Consider the following 13,843-nt stretch of genomic DNA (forward strand, 5'->3'; position numbering starts at 1 on the left):
TCCTACCGCAAGGTTCGGCTGCTTTCACTGTGGGAGCGCCTTTCCAGGCGCGAACCGCCGCAGGCGGTGATAGAGGCTGCTGTTAATCGCGACAGGAATGTCGCTCCCACAGCAAGGGTCGGCTGTTTCACTGTGGGAGCGCCTTTCCAGGCGCGAACCGCCGCAGGCGGTGATGGAGGCCGCTGTTAATCACGCCAGGAATGGCGCCCCCACCGGGTTTGGCGACCTGGTTGGCGATGGGTATTGGCATCTCACCGGACTCTTTCCGCCCATTTGTACTATGAAAAAATTTCGTACCTCTGTATACTGTCAACGCTTCTGTCTTCCGGTCGATGCACCAATCTTTCTCGCCTTTTTCTCAAACCTGACCAAAATTGAGGAACTCTATTGATTTCACCGCACATTGTCTTGAGCGTGTTCGCGTTTCTCTTCGGAGCCGTCGTCGGATCCTTTCTCAATGTCTGCATCTTCCGACTCCCGAAAGGGGAGTCAGTCGTCTTCCCTCCCTCCCACTGTACCCGCTGCGACTATGTCATCCGCTGGTACGACAACATCCCCATCCTCAGCTATCTTTCCCTGCGCGGAAAGTGCCGCCGCTGCGGCGAACCGATCTCCATCCAATACCCGCTGGTTGAATTGCTGAACGGCGTGCTCACGCTGCTTCTTTATCTCAAGTTCGGCCCCGGTTTTCCTTTCATCGTCCTCTTCGTTTTCTGTTGCGCCATGGTCGTCATTACCTTCATCGACCTGGAACACCAGATCATCCCGGACTCGATCACCCTTCCCGGTATCGTCATCGGCTTCATCGTTTCCTTCTTCATCCCGAGCCTCGGCTGGCTCAACTCGCTGATCGGGATTGTTGCGGGGGGGGGAAGCCTGCTGCTCGTGGCATACGGCTACCAGTTCCTCGCCAAGAAAGAGGGGATGGGGGGCGGCGACATCAAACTTTTGGCGATGATGGGAGCCTTCTTCGGCTGGCAGGCGGTGCCTTTCATTATCTTCGCCTCGTCGCTGGTCGGTTCGGTCATCGGTATCACGGTGATGCTGATTCAAAAGAAGGACTCAAAGCTGGCGATACCATTCGGCCCGTTTCTGGCCGGCGCGGCGATACTCTACATCTTCTTCGGCAGGGCGTTGATCCACTGGTATCTCAACCTTGGGCGCTAAGAGTCAATTGACAATGGAGGGGAAGGCGAATTGACAATGGACAATTGACAATTGACAATGATTTTTTCAGACAGCAGCAAGATCGTCACAGCTAAGGTTGAAAAGTCCCCGGCGTTTTCTCTTTCTGCTTCTCGTTGTCAATTGTCCATTGTCAATTGTCAATTGAGGGTTCTATGAAAGCTTTCCGCTTCAGCCTGAACTTCTACATACTATCTGTGCTGAGCTGTCTGCTGGTTTTGACGTGGATACTGCTGTCGCTTATCTCGTTCAAGACCGCCGAAAATGATCTCATCGCTCAGAAAGGGGAACAGGCCCGACTCCTCCTGTCGGCTGCGGTCGAACTGCTCCCTCGGCCTCTCGCTGCTCCGGAACCGGGCTCGGCGGCCGCGCGTTACCTCCAGCTCCTCGCCTCCGAAAAAGGGTTTGCCGGTTTCTCCGTCATCGATCGTTCCGGCCGTACCGTTTTCGGCACCGCACACTCGGCGGCCACTGACCCTGAGCTCGACATCGTCCTCAGGGGAGGGAAGGGGGGCTTCCACGTCTCCAGTGACGGCCGGTTCGTCAATCGCTACCTTGCGGTCAATGACGGGACCGGGATCGTCGGCGCCGGCCGCCTGACCCTCTCGCTTGCTCCGGAGCAGGAGCGGCTGCGCGAGTCGCGCCACCTGTTTCTCGCCTACTTCATCCTCGACTTTCTCCTGCTCCTGGTCTTAGGGTCGTTTCTGCTCACCCGCAGCGTGGTCATCCCGGTACGCAAGCTGGTGGCGGCCACGCGGCGGATTGCCGCGGGGGATCTCGAAGAGACGGTGCATGTCCCGGGAAGTACGGAGATCGCGGAGCTTTCCGATTCCTTCAACGCCATGGTGCTGGCCCTGCGCCAGAAACGGGTCGAGGTGGACGAAAAGGTTGCTTCGCTGAACCGGGCCAACAGCGATCTCGTCGCCGCGCGCAGCGAGACGATCCGTTCCGAGAAGATGGCATCGGTGGGGCTGATCGCCGCAGGGATGGCCCACGAAATCGGAACTCCGCTGGCGGCGATCATGGGCTACACCGAGCTTTTGGCCGACGATCTGGCCGGCGATGCCGAGAAATCGGATTATCTGCGCCGGATCACCGCGGAATCGAGCCGGATCGACCGGATCGTGCGCGGGCTGCTCGATTACGCTCGGCCCAGGCAGTCTGTTGCCGAGGCGGTCGAGCTGCTGCCGCTCATGGAGAAGACGGTCGAACTCCTGGACGCGCAAGGCGTTCTCAAACGACTCGACGTCTTGATCGAGGCGGAGCCGGAGCTTCCTACGGTCCAGGCCGATCCCTACCAACTGGAGCAGCTCCTGATCAACCTGATCATGAACGCCCGCGATGCCATGCCCGACGGGGGCGATCTGCAACTGAAGGGGCGTCGCGAGGGGGACGAGGTACTGCTCGAAGTAATCGACAGCGGTGCGGGGATCTCGGCCGAAAAGTTGCCGCTGGTCTTCGACCCGTTCTTCACCACCAAGGAGCCGGGGAAGGGAACCGGTTTAGGTCTGGCAATTGCGGCTCGGATTGCCGATTCCTGCGGCGGGAGGATTACTGTGGAGAGTCAGGTGGGCAAGGGGAGCAGGTTCGTGGTGCGGTTGCCGGCGTCGTCACGTATCGGTTCACCTCAGGTTCAGTTTTGCCGTTGAAACCGGGCAAGTATCATGCCTACATCGCTCGACGTAAGTTACATCATGCCGAAGTGATTTTACTCTTTGCGGGAAATAACGTACTTCACGCTCGAAACAATGTATCCCACGCGTGAAGTACGTTACTTCATCCTCGGAGTAAATTACTTCGCTTTCGAAGTAAATTGCTTCCGGCTCGGAGTAAATTACTTCATGCTCGGAACAAATTGTTTTTCGGTCGGGTAATTTTACTTCGGGCTCGTAGTGAATTACTTTTCGCTCGGAGTAAATCACTCTACGCTCCGAGGTAATTCACGGAACTATCCTCAAAAGAAGCCTGCCCAATCATCCCCGGTTGCCAGTGACCGGGGGGGAGCGGTTGCAGGTTCGGGATGCGACAGGGTCCTCGCAAGGTTGACGGTATGTCCGATAAAAAGAAAATACTCGTCGTGGACGACGAGGAAAACCTGCGCCACATGCTCCAGGCCATGCTGAAAAAGCAGGGGTACCAGGTGGATACGGCTGCCGACGGCGCCCAGGCGCTGGAGATGGCGACCCGCGGCTCGTATGCCTTCATCCTTTGCGACATCAAGATGCCGGTGCTCGACGGGCGCGGCTTTCTCCGTGGCTGCACCGAGGCGGGACTGGCCGAGACCGTCATCATGATGTCCGCCTACGGATCGGTGGATGATGCGATCGACTGCATGAAGCTCGGCGCCTACGATTACATTTCCAAGCCGTTCAACGCCGACGAGATCTCCCTGGTGCTCAAAAAAGCGGAGGAACGGGAGCGGCTCAAGGCGGAAAACCGGCTGCTGCGCGAGCAGGCGGCGCCCGGCTTCGGCGAGATCGTCAGCCGCAGCCACAAGATGAACGAAATTTTCCGGCAGACCCGGAAGCTCGCCGACTACAAGACCACCGTCCTGATCCACGGCGAGTCGGGAACGGGGAAGGAGCTCATCGCTCGCGCTTTGCATTACCACGGTGCCCGGAAAGACGCGCCGTTTATCGCGGTCAACTGCGGCGCGATTCCGGAGCCCCTTTTGGAGAGCGAACTCTTCGGCCACGTAAAGGGGGCCTTCACCGATGCCAGCAGCGACAAGGCCGGGCTCTTCGAGACCGCCAACGGCGGCACCCTCTTTCTCGACGAGATCGGGGAGCTGCCCCTTCCCCTTCAGGTGAAGCTGCTGCGGGTGCTGGAGGACGAGGAAATCCGCAGGGTAGGGGGCGGGAGCTCGCGCCGGGTCGACGTCCGGGTCATTTCCGCGACCTCCCGGGACCTCACCGCCGAGGTCGCCGCCGGACGGTTTCGCGAGGAGCTTTTCTTCCGGCTCAACGTCTTCACGGTGACGCTGCCGCCGCTTCGGGAGCGGCTGGAAGACGTTCCGCTGCTCGTGGACCACTTCCTGGAAAGCGAAGGGAAGAAAATGGGCATCAACGGGGTGCGTCCCAGCCCCGAGGCGCTGCGGGCGATGGTCCATTACCGCTGGCCGGGAAACGTGAGGGAACTTAAGAACTGTATCGAGCGCGGCTTGGTGCTTTGCGAGGAGCACGTCCTGACCCTGGCCTGCCTCCCCGAGGTGGTGCGCCGAACCGTGGGGATGGAGCGGCGCCTGCCGGCAGGCGACGACTCTCTTTCCATCAAGACGGGGAGCGAGGCGCTGGAGCGGACCCTGATCACCCGGGCCCTGGAGAAGACCGGCGGCAACCGCACCAAGGCGGCGCGGCTTTTGGAAATCAGCCACCGGGCCCTGCTGTACAAGTTGAAGGCCTACGGTATTGAGTAAAAAATTGCGTAGTTTATCGGGGGGGTCTGCAACTATTTCATAGTTGAACTCGGCTTGCCTCCGATGCTATTGTGTGGCAACTGTTGGAAATACCGGCATTTTGACCGCACTGTTACCGGCTCATGAGTCGGCACGGCTGTTGCTGGAGTTTTACGTAACCCTCGCCCTTTGGGAGAGGGTGGCCGTTTCCCTCACCCCAACCCTCTCCCGGAGGGAGAGGGAGTACTAAACGATTTAAGAGGTTAAGGATGTCGATTGCGGTACGTTTGCTGGTCGTGCTCTGTGTCATTTCCCTTGGGTCCCCTGCCTTCGCGATGAATTCCGGCAGCGGCTGCGGCGGCGAATGCGCCTCCTGCCACTCTTTGTCCAACCAGGAGGCGGCCGCCCTGCTCAAGGACCTGGGGCAGGTGAAAGCGGTCAAACCCGCCCAGGTGCGGGGGCTGTTCGAGGTCGAGGTGGAGCGTAACGGCCAGACCGGGGTCGTCTTCGTCGATTACGGCAAGAAGAACCTGATCGCCGGGCAGATCTTCGACATCGCCACGCTGAAACCGGCGGGCCCCGCTGCCGAGCCCCGCAAGAAGGTCGAGCGGCTGGACCCGAACCTGGTCCCGACCAAGGATTCGCTCCTGATGGGGAACCCCAACGGGAAAAAGCGGCTTTTCGTTTTTACCGATCCGGAATGCCCCTACTGCAAGATGCTCCATGCCGAGTTGAAAAAGCTGGTGGAGCAGGATCCCGAGGTGGCGATCTACATCAAGCTCTATCCGCTCAAGATGCATCCGCACGCCTACGACAAGGCGCGGGTGATTTTGGGAGAGGGATCGCTGGCCCTTTTGGAGCGCTCGTTTGCCGGGGAGAAATTCCCCGCCCCGGGTGCCCGTGACGGTAAAAAAGGTGTTGATGAAACGATGAAATTTGCCGAAACGTACGGTATCAACTCGACGCCGACGGTGATCCTGCCCGATGGGAAGATCCTGCCGGGGGTAAGACCGGCCCGGGAGCTGGAACAGCTTTTGGGCGGCAAGTAAGCGGGGTGCGGTTATGAAAGGTGCTGGAGCGTATCTGGTTGCGGTATCTCTGCTGGTTTCGGTCTTCGGATTCGCAGCGACGGGCTTCGCCGAAGAAGAGGTGGTGGGGAGCATTGTTTCCATGGATAAAAGCCACCTGACCGTCGAGAAAAAAAGCGGCGAGAAGCGCCGCTTCGGCTGGTCCCGGCAAAATACCAGGTTCTTCAGCGGGAGCATGCCGGTGCCGGTGCGCCACCTTGTGCCGCACACGAAGGTCCGGGTTGCTCCCAAAGACGGCGCGGCGGACGCCATCTTCATCCTGGAGGCCCCCAAATGAAAAGCATCCTGATCGCGGTGCTGGCAGCTTTCATCCTCGCCGGCTCGGCGCTTTCCGCCCAAGCCGCCCCTTCGGTCATCTGGACCTCTCCCGCCAACGGCGCGACCGGTGTCGATCCGACCGCGGTGACCTACTTCCTCGCCGAGTTCAACGAAAACACGATGGACGCGAGCTCGTTTACCGGCACCAACGCCGGGAGGATCAGCGTCAGTGCCACTAGCGGCAGCGTCTCCTACACGGTCAGCATGCTCGATTTCTCCTGGGGCGATTACGCGCTGCTTTCGCTCAGCTCGACGCTGCAGTACAGCACCACCTACACGATCACCATCAACTACCGCGTCAAGGACCTTTTCGGGTACCAGATGGGGACCAGCACCCTGGACAACTACAGCTGGAGCTTCACCACGATGGACAAGCCGGTGACCGACACCACCCCCCCCACGGTGACATCGACCTCACCGGTCTCCGGGGCCACCGGTGTGGCGCTGACCGCCCAGGTCGGGATCGCCTTCAGCGAGGTGATGATGGCTTCCACCATCAACACCAGCAACATTAGGGTGAGTGGCGGGGTAACTGGCACGGTCTCCCTCGATGGCACCGGCAAGGTGGCGACCTTCGTCCCGAACTCCAACCTCGCCGCCAACACCACCTACACCGTCACGGTCTCCGGCGTGAAAGACGCCGCCGGTAACGCCCTCGCCCAAACCTATACCTACACCTTCAAGACTCAGGCTGCCGATGTCACCCCCCCCACGGTGACCAGCGTGAGCCCGATCGCGGGGGCCACTTCGGTTGATCCCAGTGCCGCGATTACTGCCACCTTCAGCGAGGGAATCACCAGCACAACCCTAACCACCAGCTCCTTCACCGTGAGTGGTGGGGTGACCGGAACCGTGGCGTACGATCCCACCACCTTCACGGCGACCTTCACCCCGTCCTCCCCGCTCGCCAACGGCACCAACTACACGGTAACCATCAGCACGGCGGTAAAGGACTTGGCCGGCAACTCCCTTGCCTCGAGCAAAACCTGGACCTTCACCACGAAGCCCGCGGCGGTGGTCCCCCCGCTCAACGATTACTGCCAGGTTCCCCCTTACGTAACCAACGCGGGGTCCTCGCTCAAACCAAACGTCCTTCTGATCGTCGACAACTCAGGGAGCATGTACGAGTTCGCCTACAAGGCTGCGGGGGCGGGCAACAGCTCCTACGACACGAGCTACATGCCGGGTAACTCCTACTACGGCTATTTCGACAGCACCAAGATGTACTCGTACAGCACGAGCTCCGGCGGGTACTTCCAGATCGATTCCACCAAAGCCCAGGACAACACGTCGTTTTGGTCGGGCAATTTCCTGAACTGGCTCACCATGCGCCGGGTGGACGTCATCCGCAAGGTGCTCGTCGGAGGCAAGACCCAGCCCCGCTCGGCGAACACCGCCAACTTCCTGATCCCGACCGAGGACCCGGACCGCGACTTCTACAAAAGCTACGCCAACGTCAGGTACACCGTATCCGCGGGACACTCGACCGAACAGATCTACGACTCCACCCACGGGACCACCTACAACCTGCAGGTCTACGTCGGAAACCAGCCGCCGCAGGACGGACTCGTGCTCCGCTACTCGGACCGGATCAACTTCGGGATCGAGATCTTCAACGACGGCTACCGTTACGAGAACAACACCAACAGTGTCCGCGACGGCGGGAACATCGTCGCCTACGTCGGCAACACCGGTACCGACCTGATCACCAAGATCGAGGCTGCCAACCCCTCTACCTGGACTCCGCTGGCGGAAAGCCTCTATGAGGCGACCCGCTACTTCCAGGCCACCTCGAGCGCGTACAACGGCGGGACCTACTCCGGCCACGACCCGATCCAGTACAAGTGCCAGAAGAACTTCGTGCTGATCCTCACCGACGGCGAGTCCACCAAGGACGAGAACGTTCCCGGCACCGCCTTCAGCGGGGGAACCAAGGTCACCGACGCCAACTTCAACGTGAAGACCTGGATGGACAGCATCGCCTCCCAGGAGGGGTACTCCAGCCAGTACGCCACCCTGGCCAATACCGACCTCGGAACCTATTACCTCGAAGGGGTCGCCTACTATGCCCACAACACCGACCTGCGCAGCGACCTCGCCGGAAAGCAGAACCTCACCATCTACACCGTCTTTGCCTTCGACGACTCTCCGGTCGGCCGGGACCTTCTGATGAAAACCGCGAAGTACGGCGGCTTTGACGACTTCAACGCCACCGGCAAGCCGGACAGCACTTCCAAGTGGGACAAAGACGGCGACGGCGTACCCGACACCTACTACGAAGCGAGCAGCGGGACCGCGCTGGAGGGCTCGCTCGAGGCCGCCTTCAACAGCATTTTGGCCCGGACCGCTTCGGGTACCGCGGCGTCCATCTTGAGCAACAGCGAGGGGACCGGCGCCAACATCGTGCAGGCGGTCTTCTTCCCGCGCAAGTACTACGAGGACTCGACCGTGGTCGACTGGACCGGCGAGATGCACAGCCTCTGGTACTACATCGACCCCTTCATCAACAACTCCACCGTGCGCGAGGACACCGACTACGTCGCCGGCACCCCCGATCCGCCGCACTATCTGAACCTTTCCAAGGACCGGGTGGTCAACTTCTACTACGACCCGACCCAACAGCAGGTCCTGGTGAAGCGGTACAACGACCTCAAAGGGGACGGACAGCCGGATGTCGACACCAACGGGGACGGGGTCCCCGACCAGTACACCTTCGTTGACCAGGTCACCTCGGACCAGGTGCTGAGCATCTGGCGCGCGGGGAACCTTCTGTGGAACCGGGACATCTCTGCCTCCCCCCGGACCATGTACACCCAGCTCTCCGGAACGCTCACCAGCTTCACCGGGCTGGACACCTCCACGGCCACGGTGCAGTCCCTGCTCCAGGCGGCGAACAAGACCGAGGCGGACAAGATCGTCTCCTACGTCAACGGGAACGACCAGAGCGGCTACCGCAACCGCACCGTCACCATCGGGGGGGTGAGCGGGGTGTGGAAGCTCGGCGACATCGTCGCCTCGACCCCGAGGCTGCAGTCGTCGGTCCGGCTGAACGCCTACAACGTCGCCCCCACCTCGGGCTACGGCGACACCTCCTACGGCAACGACAGCAAAAGGACCGGCTACATCTATTCCTCCGCCTATGCCAACCGGGGGATGGTCTACGTGGGAGCGAACGACGGCATGTTGCACGCCTTTAAGCTCGGGACCCTCGACGTGACCGCATCCGGGGACAAGAAGGCGACCCTTTCCGGTACCGGTCTGGGGCAGGAGGTCTGGACCTACATCCCGAAGAACGCGCTGCCGTACCTGCGCTATCTCTCCGATCCCAACTACAACCATCTCTATTTCGTGGACGGGACCACGGTCCTTAACGACGTGAGCATCGGCAAGCCGTCCGGCTGCACCGAAACCAACTACTGGAACTGCGCCAAGGACATGACCAACGGGAGCAACTGGCGGACCGTCCTGATCGGGAGCATGGGGCTCGGCGGTGCGTCCAAGCTGAACGGGACCGGGTGCAAAGGGACCAGCTGCGTCGAGACGCCGATTCTCGATCCGGCCAACAATACCCAGGGGGTAGGCTACTCTTCCTACTTCGCCCTCGACATCACGAATCCCAACTCCCCGTCCCTGCTTTGGGAGTTCGGCGGACCGGGGCTCGGCTTCTCCACCTCCGGTACCGCCATCGTCAAGATCAGCGCCAAGAAGGCCGACGGGGTCACCCCGGACACGACCAAGAACGGGCGGTGGTTCGCCGTCATCGCCTCCGGCCCGACCGGCCCCATCGATACCACGGCGCACCAGTTCCAGGGGACCTCCTCGCAGAACCTGACCGTCTACGTACTGGATCTCGCCACCGGCACCGTCGCCGCCACCATCGACACCCTGGCCGACGGCACCAAGCTCGCCAACGCCTTCGCCGGGACGATCACCAACGGGGTCATCGACGCCGACCGGCGCAATACCCAGGCGGCCGGGTACTACCAGGATGACGCGGTCTACTTCGGCTATACCCAGCTCTCCGGCACCACCTGGACCGGCGGCGGGATCCTGCGCCTGATGACCGGAGAAAACCCCGACCCGACCACCTGGAAGCTTTCCAAGGTGATCGACGGCATCGGTCCGGTCACCACCAACATCGCCCGGCTCCAGGACTACCAGAACCACAACCTCTGGCTGTACTTCGGCACCGGGCGCTATTTCTACAACCTGGACGACGCCGCCAGCCAGCGGCTCATCGGCGGGCTGAAGGAGCCCTGCTACACGGCGAGCAACACCCTCAACCCGACCTGCACCACCAAGCTCGCCCTGTCCGACCTGACCAACCAGGACACCATCGGCTCCACCATCGGCAAAGGGTGGTACGTCGACCTCGACCCGCAGGACACCACCAACAACTTCGGGGCCGAGCGGGTGGTCACGGACCCGGTGGCGCTGACCAACGGGGCGGTGTTCTTCACCACCTTCAAACCGACTTCGGACGTCTGCACCTACGGGGGGACTTCCTACATGTGGGCGACCAAGTACGATACCGGGGGCCAGGCGACGGCAGCGGCACTACGGGGGAAAGCCCTGGTGCAGGTTTCCACCGGGAGCTTCGAGCAGATCACCCTTTCCTCGGCCTTTACCGACAAGTCGTACCGCAGGATGTCCACACCGATGACCGGCAAGCCCCCCAGCGACCCGCCGCCGATCGTCTCGTTCAGCAACCTGAAACCGCTCAAGAAGATCCTGCACATACAGGAACATTAACTGCGGGGTCGGGGATCCGGGGGCTGGGGTCGAGGACGGCGGCAGGCTATTTTTGCCGTCGGCACAGGGTAGGGGGGGCATTCCCTCGCCAAGCGAGTGACTATGCAAAGAAACGGCTTTACCTTGGTGGAACTGGTGATGGTGGTGGCGGTCGCGGCGATTCTCTTTTCGCTCGCCACCATGCAGTTTCGCCGCATGAACACCAAGGCGCTCATCGAGCAGCAGGTGCGGATCATGACCGGTGACCTGACCCAGGCGCGGACCCAGGCCCTTTTCAAGAAGAAGGACGTGGCGGTCAAGATCACGGCCAACGCCCTCGCGGTCTACTCCTCTGCCGTCGTGACGCCGACTCCGGTGCTGAATCGGACCTTGCGCTACAGCGTCAGCACCGGCGGGACCACCGATCCCCTCATCTTCACCACCCGCGGGATCATCGACGGGATTACCAATGCCAGTATCTGCATCGAGCCGAGCACCAACGAGGGCGCCATCGACAGCATCCTCCTTTCCACAACGCGCATCCATACGGGGAAACGAAATGCCGGAACATCCTGCGACAGTGCCAACATCGTCATCCAGTAACGCGGGGTTTACCCTGATCGAGGTCGTGGTCGCGATGGCGCTCATCCTGATCAGCCTTTTGGGGCTCTTGCAGGTGGCGGGACTCGCGACAGCGGCGAACATGAAGAACCAGCTTCGGGACGAGGCGGTACTGGTCGCCGAAAAGCAGATGGCGGACCTGATGACCAAACCGCAGTCGGCGATCTCCACCACCGCGGGCTTTTCCCCGTTCGACTCCTTTTCCACCGCGAGCCTCACCCGGGGAACCGGGCTGAAGTTCGGGGTCACCCGTGAGACCTCGCCCTTTAGCAGCACCAGCTTCCAGTACCGGGTAACCGTCACCTGGAAATACAAACAGAATGGCTATTCTCACGAGGTAGAGGCGATGCGCTCCTTCGCCACCGGGAACTGAACATGCGCAACAATAAAGGGTTCACGCTCATCGAAATCGTCGTTGCCATGGGGATCTTCGTCATCGTCATGATCATGGGGACCTACGCCTTTCAGAGGGTGCTCTCCATCTCGGGGCAGCAGATGAAATCGGCGGAAAGCAACATCGAGGGGGTGGCCGGGCTGGAGCTTCTGCGCTACGACGTGGAGCATGCCGGCTACGGGCTCCCCTGGCGTTTCCAGAGCTACTCCGGAACGATCCAGTTCCGCAACGCCACGAGAAACGTGGAGCTCGACGTTGCCGCCAACTCCACCGCCCTAGGCTTCGACCCCACCACGCTCAATGCGGTCAGCTCCACCAACATCCAGGCCTATTCCGCCGGGACCGCGACCCAGGAGGTGAACGGCGCCGCCGTGGTCAACGCGGCGGGGGGGCCGGATTACCTGGTGATCCGCTCTTCCATGGCTTCTTTGGATAAATCGGCGCGCAAATGGACCTACGTCAACTACTCGGCGAACCCGGTGACCCAGGAAAACCAGAGTTATCTCCGGCAGTGGACCAAGTACCTTGCCAAGTGGAGTGCCACCGACGATTTCTCCGCCAACGACCGCATCATCACGCTGAGCTCTACCTTCACCAGCGACGGCAGACCGGACAAGATCCTGCTGATGAACGGCAACGAGTTCGAGGTGACCGTTGCCTCCCCCGGGGTGCTTCCCGCCGGGGCCGCCTTCAAGCCCGCGGACCCCTCCCAGATCGTCGTCGCTTACGGGATCCGCAACAGCAGTACCGGCGTCCTGCGCATGCCCTACAACCGTACCGACTACTACGTGCGGCGGCCGGCCACCGGCATGCCGGGATACTGCAACCCCGGGACCGGGATTCTGTACAAGGCGGTGGTAAGCCAGGATACCGGCGGGTTCGGGACCCCCAACCCGGTGCTGGACTGCGTGGCGGACCTGCAGGTGGAGTTCGACTACGACGCTAACAACGACGGCAACGTCGCCAACAAGGACGCGACCATCCTCACCCCGGGAAGCGCAAGCGCACTGTATGCCTCCGACATCCGCGACCACGTCAAGACCATGAAGATCTACATCCTGACGCACGAGGGGAAAAAGGACCGCAACTACACCTATCCCAACGACACGATACATGTGGGGGACCCGTTGCGCCCGACTTCCGGCAGGACCCTCTCGACCGCCGAGCTCGCCAGCCTTTTCGGCACCGACTGGAAGAAGTACCGGTGGAAGGTGTACACCCTGGTAACCCGGCCGAAGAACCTGAACCAGTAAGAGGACTGCGATTAAGCCATGAAAGCGCTCAAAAACGAAAAAGGCATTGCTTTGGTGACATCGCTGATGCTGACGCTCATCTCGCTGGGGATCATCATGGCGCTTTTGTACATGATCTCGGCGCAGACCAAGGTGTCGGGTGCGCACAAGCGGTACAAGAACTCGCTGGAAGCATCCCACGGCGGGGTGCAGCTGCTCGCCAAGGAACTGATTCCGCTGATGATCACGTCGGCCGACCCGAAAACTACCCTGACCAGCCAGTACGCGGGCCTGAGTCTCAATATGGTTTCCAATCCCTGCATCACCCAAAAGCTCACCCAGCCGTCCGGGACCTGGAGCGCGGTTTGCGGCGCCAACAGCACCAACGCCGACCCCAAGGTGAGCCCGGACGTCACCTTCACGCTCCCCGCCAAGAGCGGTCCCGGCTACAAGGTCTACGCCAAGATCGTCGACACCACCCCCGGCAACTCGGACACCTCGGGGCTCGATCTGGACAGCGGTGCCGCGGTTACCGGCGGCGTCGGCTCCGGGATTTCGCCCAAGCACCTGCCGGCCCTCTACCGGATCGAAACCGAAGGGGAGAGCGCCAGCAATCCCCAGGAGAAGGCTGCCCTCACCGTTTTGTACGCCTACTGAGCCGTCGGGCCCGCGCCCCGCTGCGCGGGCCCCGGGCTCGCTCTGATCCCTACCGCCTGCATTGCTCCCCTTTTACCCCTCCCTGCCATCGTAGTGGCACCGCTTAGCACCCGCCTCCGGTCTCGCCTGAACCAGGTTCCAGCCTTTGGCGGATATCCCGGTCCTGTTTCCCCGCAGTACCTGGTCCGTCTTTACCTTTGTGGTTGGGGTGCTATCATTGGGG

10 protein-coding genes are annotated in these 13,843 nt (G+C 61.3%); all 10 read left to right on the plus strand.

The genetic code is table 11. The features are described from left to right. Positions 1-387: 387 nt before the first annotated feature. On the plus strand, positions 388-1,167 hold the full coding sequence (locus JFN93_RS22190; RefSeq protein ID WP_215907839.1) for a prepilin peptidase: 780 nt from the start codon (positions 388-390) through the stop codon (positions 1,165-1,167). Positions 1,168-1,340: 173 nt separating this feature from the next. Continuing rightward, a complete protein-coding gene (locus JFN93_RS22195) occupies positions 1,341-2,834 on the plus strand; it encodes a sensor histidine kinase (RefSeq protein ID WP_199386574.1) in 1,494 nt (497 codons plus the stop codon). Positions 2,835-3,235: 401 nt separating this feature from the next. Next, positions 3,236-4,600, plus strand: coding sequence for a sigma-54-dependent transcriptional regulator (locus JFN93_RS22200; RefSeq protein ID WP_199386575.1), 1,365 nt, complete (start codon positions 3,236-3,238; stop codon positions 4,598-4,600). A gap of 248 nt (positions 4,601-4,848) precedes the next feature. Further along, a complete protein-coding gene (locus tag JFN93_RS22205; protein ID WP_199386576.1) occupies positions 4,849-5,628 on the plus strand; it encodes a DsbC family protein in 780 nt (259 codons plus the stop codon). A 13-nt stretch (positions 5,629-5,641) separates the two neighbouring features. Next, positions 5,642-5,944 (plus strand): hypothetical protein, encoded by a 303-nt coding sequence (locus JFN93_RS22210; RefSeq protein WP_199386577.1) that lies wholly within the window; start codon positions 5,642-5,644, stop codon positions 5,942-5,944. Next, complete coding sequence (locus tag JFN93_RS22215; protein ID WP_199386578.1) at positions 5,941-10,737, plus strand: Ig-like domain-containing protein; 4,797 nt, start codon at positions 5,941-5,943, stop codon at positions 10,735-10,737. Before JFN93_RS22210 ends, JFN93_RS22215 begins: the two co-directional genes overlap by 4 nt. Before the next feature lie 102 nt (positions 10,738-10,839). After that, positions 10,840-11,319 (plus strand): pilus assembly FimT family protein, encoded by a 480-nt coding sequence (locus tag JFN93_RS22220; RefSeq protein WP_199386579.1) that lies wholly within the window; start codon positions 10,840-10,842, stop codon positions 11,317-11,319. Next, positions 11,297-11,710, plus strand: coding sequence for a prepilin-type N-terminal cleavage/methylation domain-containing protein (locus JFN93_RS22225; RefSeq protein ID WP_328754558.1), 414 nt, complete (start codon positions 11,297-11,299; stop codon positions 11,708-11,710). Before JFN93_RS22220 ends, JFN93_RS22225 begins: the two co-directional genes overlap by 23 nt. Before the next feature lie 2 nt (positions 11,711-11,712). Beyond that, positions 11,713-12,984, plus strand: a complete 1,272-nt coding sequence (locus JFN93_RS22230; RefSeq protein ID WP_199386581.1) for a prepilin-type N-terminal cleavage/methylation domain-containing protein — start codon at positions 11,713-11,715, stop codon at positions 12,982-12,984. 18 nt (positions 12,985-13,002) lie between these two features. Beyond that, the gene (locus JFN93_RS22235) at positions 13,003-13,620 is read left to right on the plus strand and encodes a pilus assembly protein PilX (protein WP_199386582.1); all 618 of its coding nucleotides are present in this window, start codon (positions 13,003-13,005) and stop codon (positions 13,618-13,620) included. Positions 13,621-13,843 lie beyond the last annotated feature (223 nt).

The organism is Geomesophilobacter sediminis, assembly GCF_016458275.1.
Classification (GTDB): domain Bacteria; phylum Desulfobacterota; class Desulfuromonadia; order Geobacterales; family Geobacteraceae; genus Geomesophilobacter; species Geomesophilobacter sediminis.

Excerpts from the sequence above, each read along its gene's own strand:
- JFN93_RS22205 (WP_199386576.1), top strand. The coding sequence starts at position 4,849 with ATGTCGATTGCGGTACGTTTGCTGGTCGTGCTCTGTGTCATTTCCCTT.
- JFN93_RS22195 (WP_199386574.1), top strand. The coding sequence starts at position 1,341 with ATGAAAGCTTTCCGCTTCAGCCTGAACTTCTACATACTATCTGTGCTG.
- JFN93_RS22220 (WP_199386579.1), top strand. The coding sequence starts at position 10,840 with ATGCAAAGAAACGGCTTTACCTTGGTGGAACTGGTGATGGTGGTGGCG.
- JFN93_RS22235 (WP_199386582.1), top strand. The coding sequence starts at position 13,003 with ATGAAAGCGCTCAAAAACGAAAAAGGCATTGCTTTGGTGACATCGCTG.
- JFN93_RS22230 (WP_199386581.1), top strand. The coding sequence starts at position 11,713 with ATGCGCAACAATAAAGGGTTCACGCTCATCGAAATCGTCGTTGCCATG.
- JFN93_RS22200 (WP_199386575.1), top strand. The coding sequence starts at position 3,236 with ATGTCCGATAAAAAGAAAATACTCGTCGTGGACGACGAGGAAAACCTG.
- JFN93_RS22210 (WP_199386577.1), top strand. The coding sequence starts at position 5,642 with ATGAAAGGTGCTGGAGCGTATCTGGTTGCGGTATCTCTGCTGGTTTCG.
- JFN93_RS22215 (WP_199386578.1), top strand. The coding sequence starts at position 5,941 with ATGAAAAGCATCCTGATCGCGGTGCTGGCAGCTTTCATCCTCGCCGGC.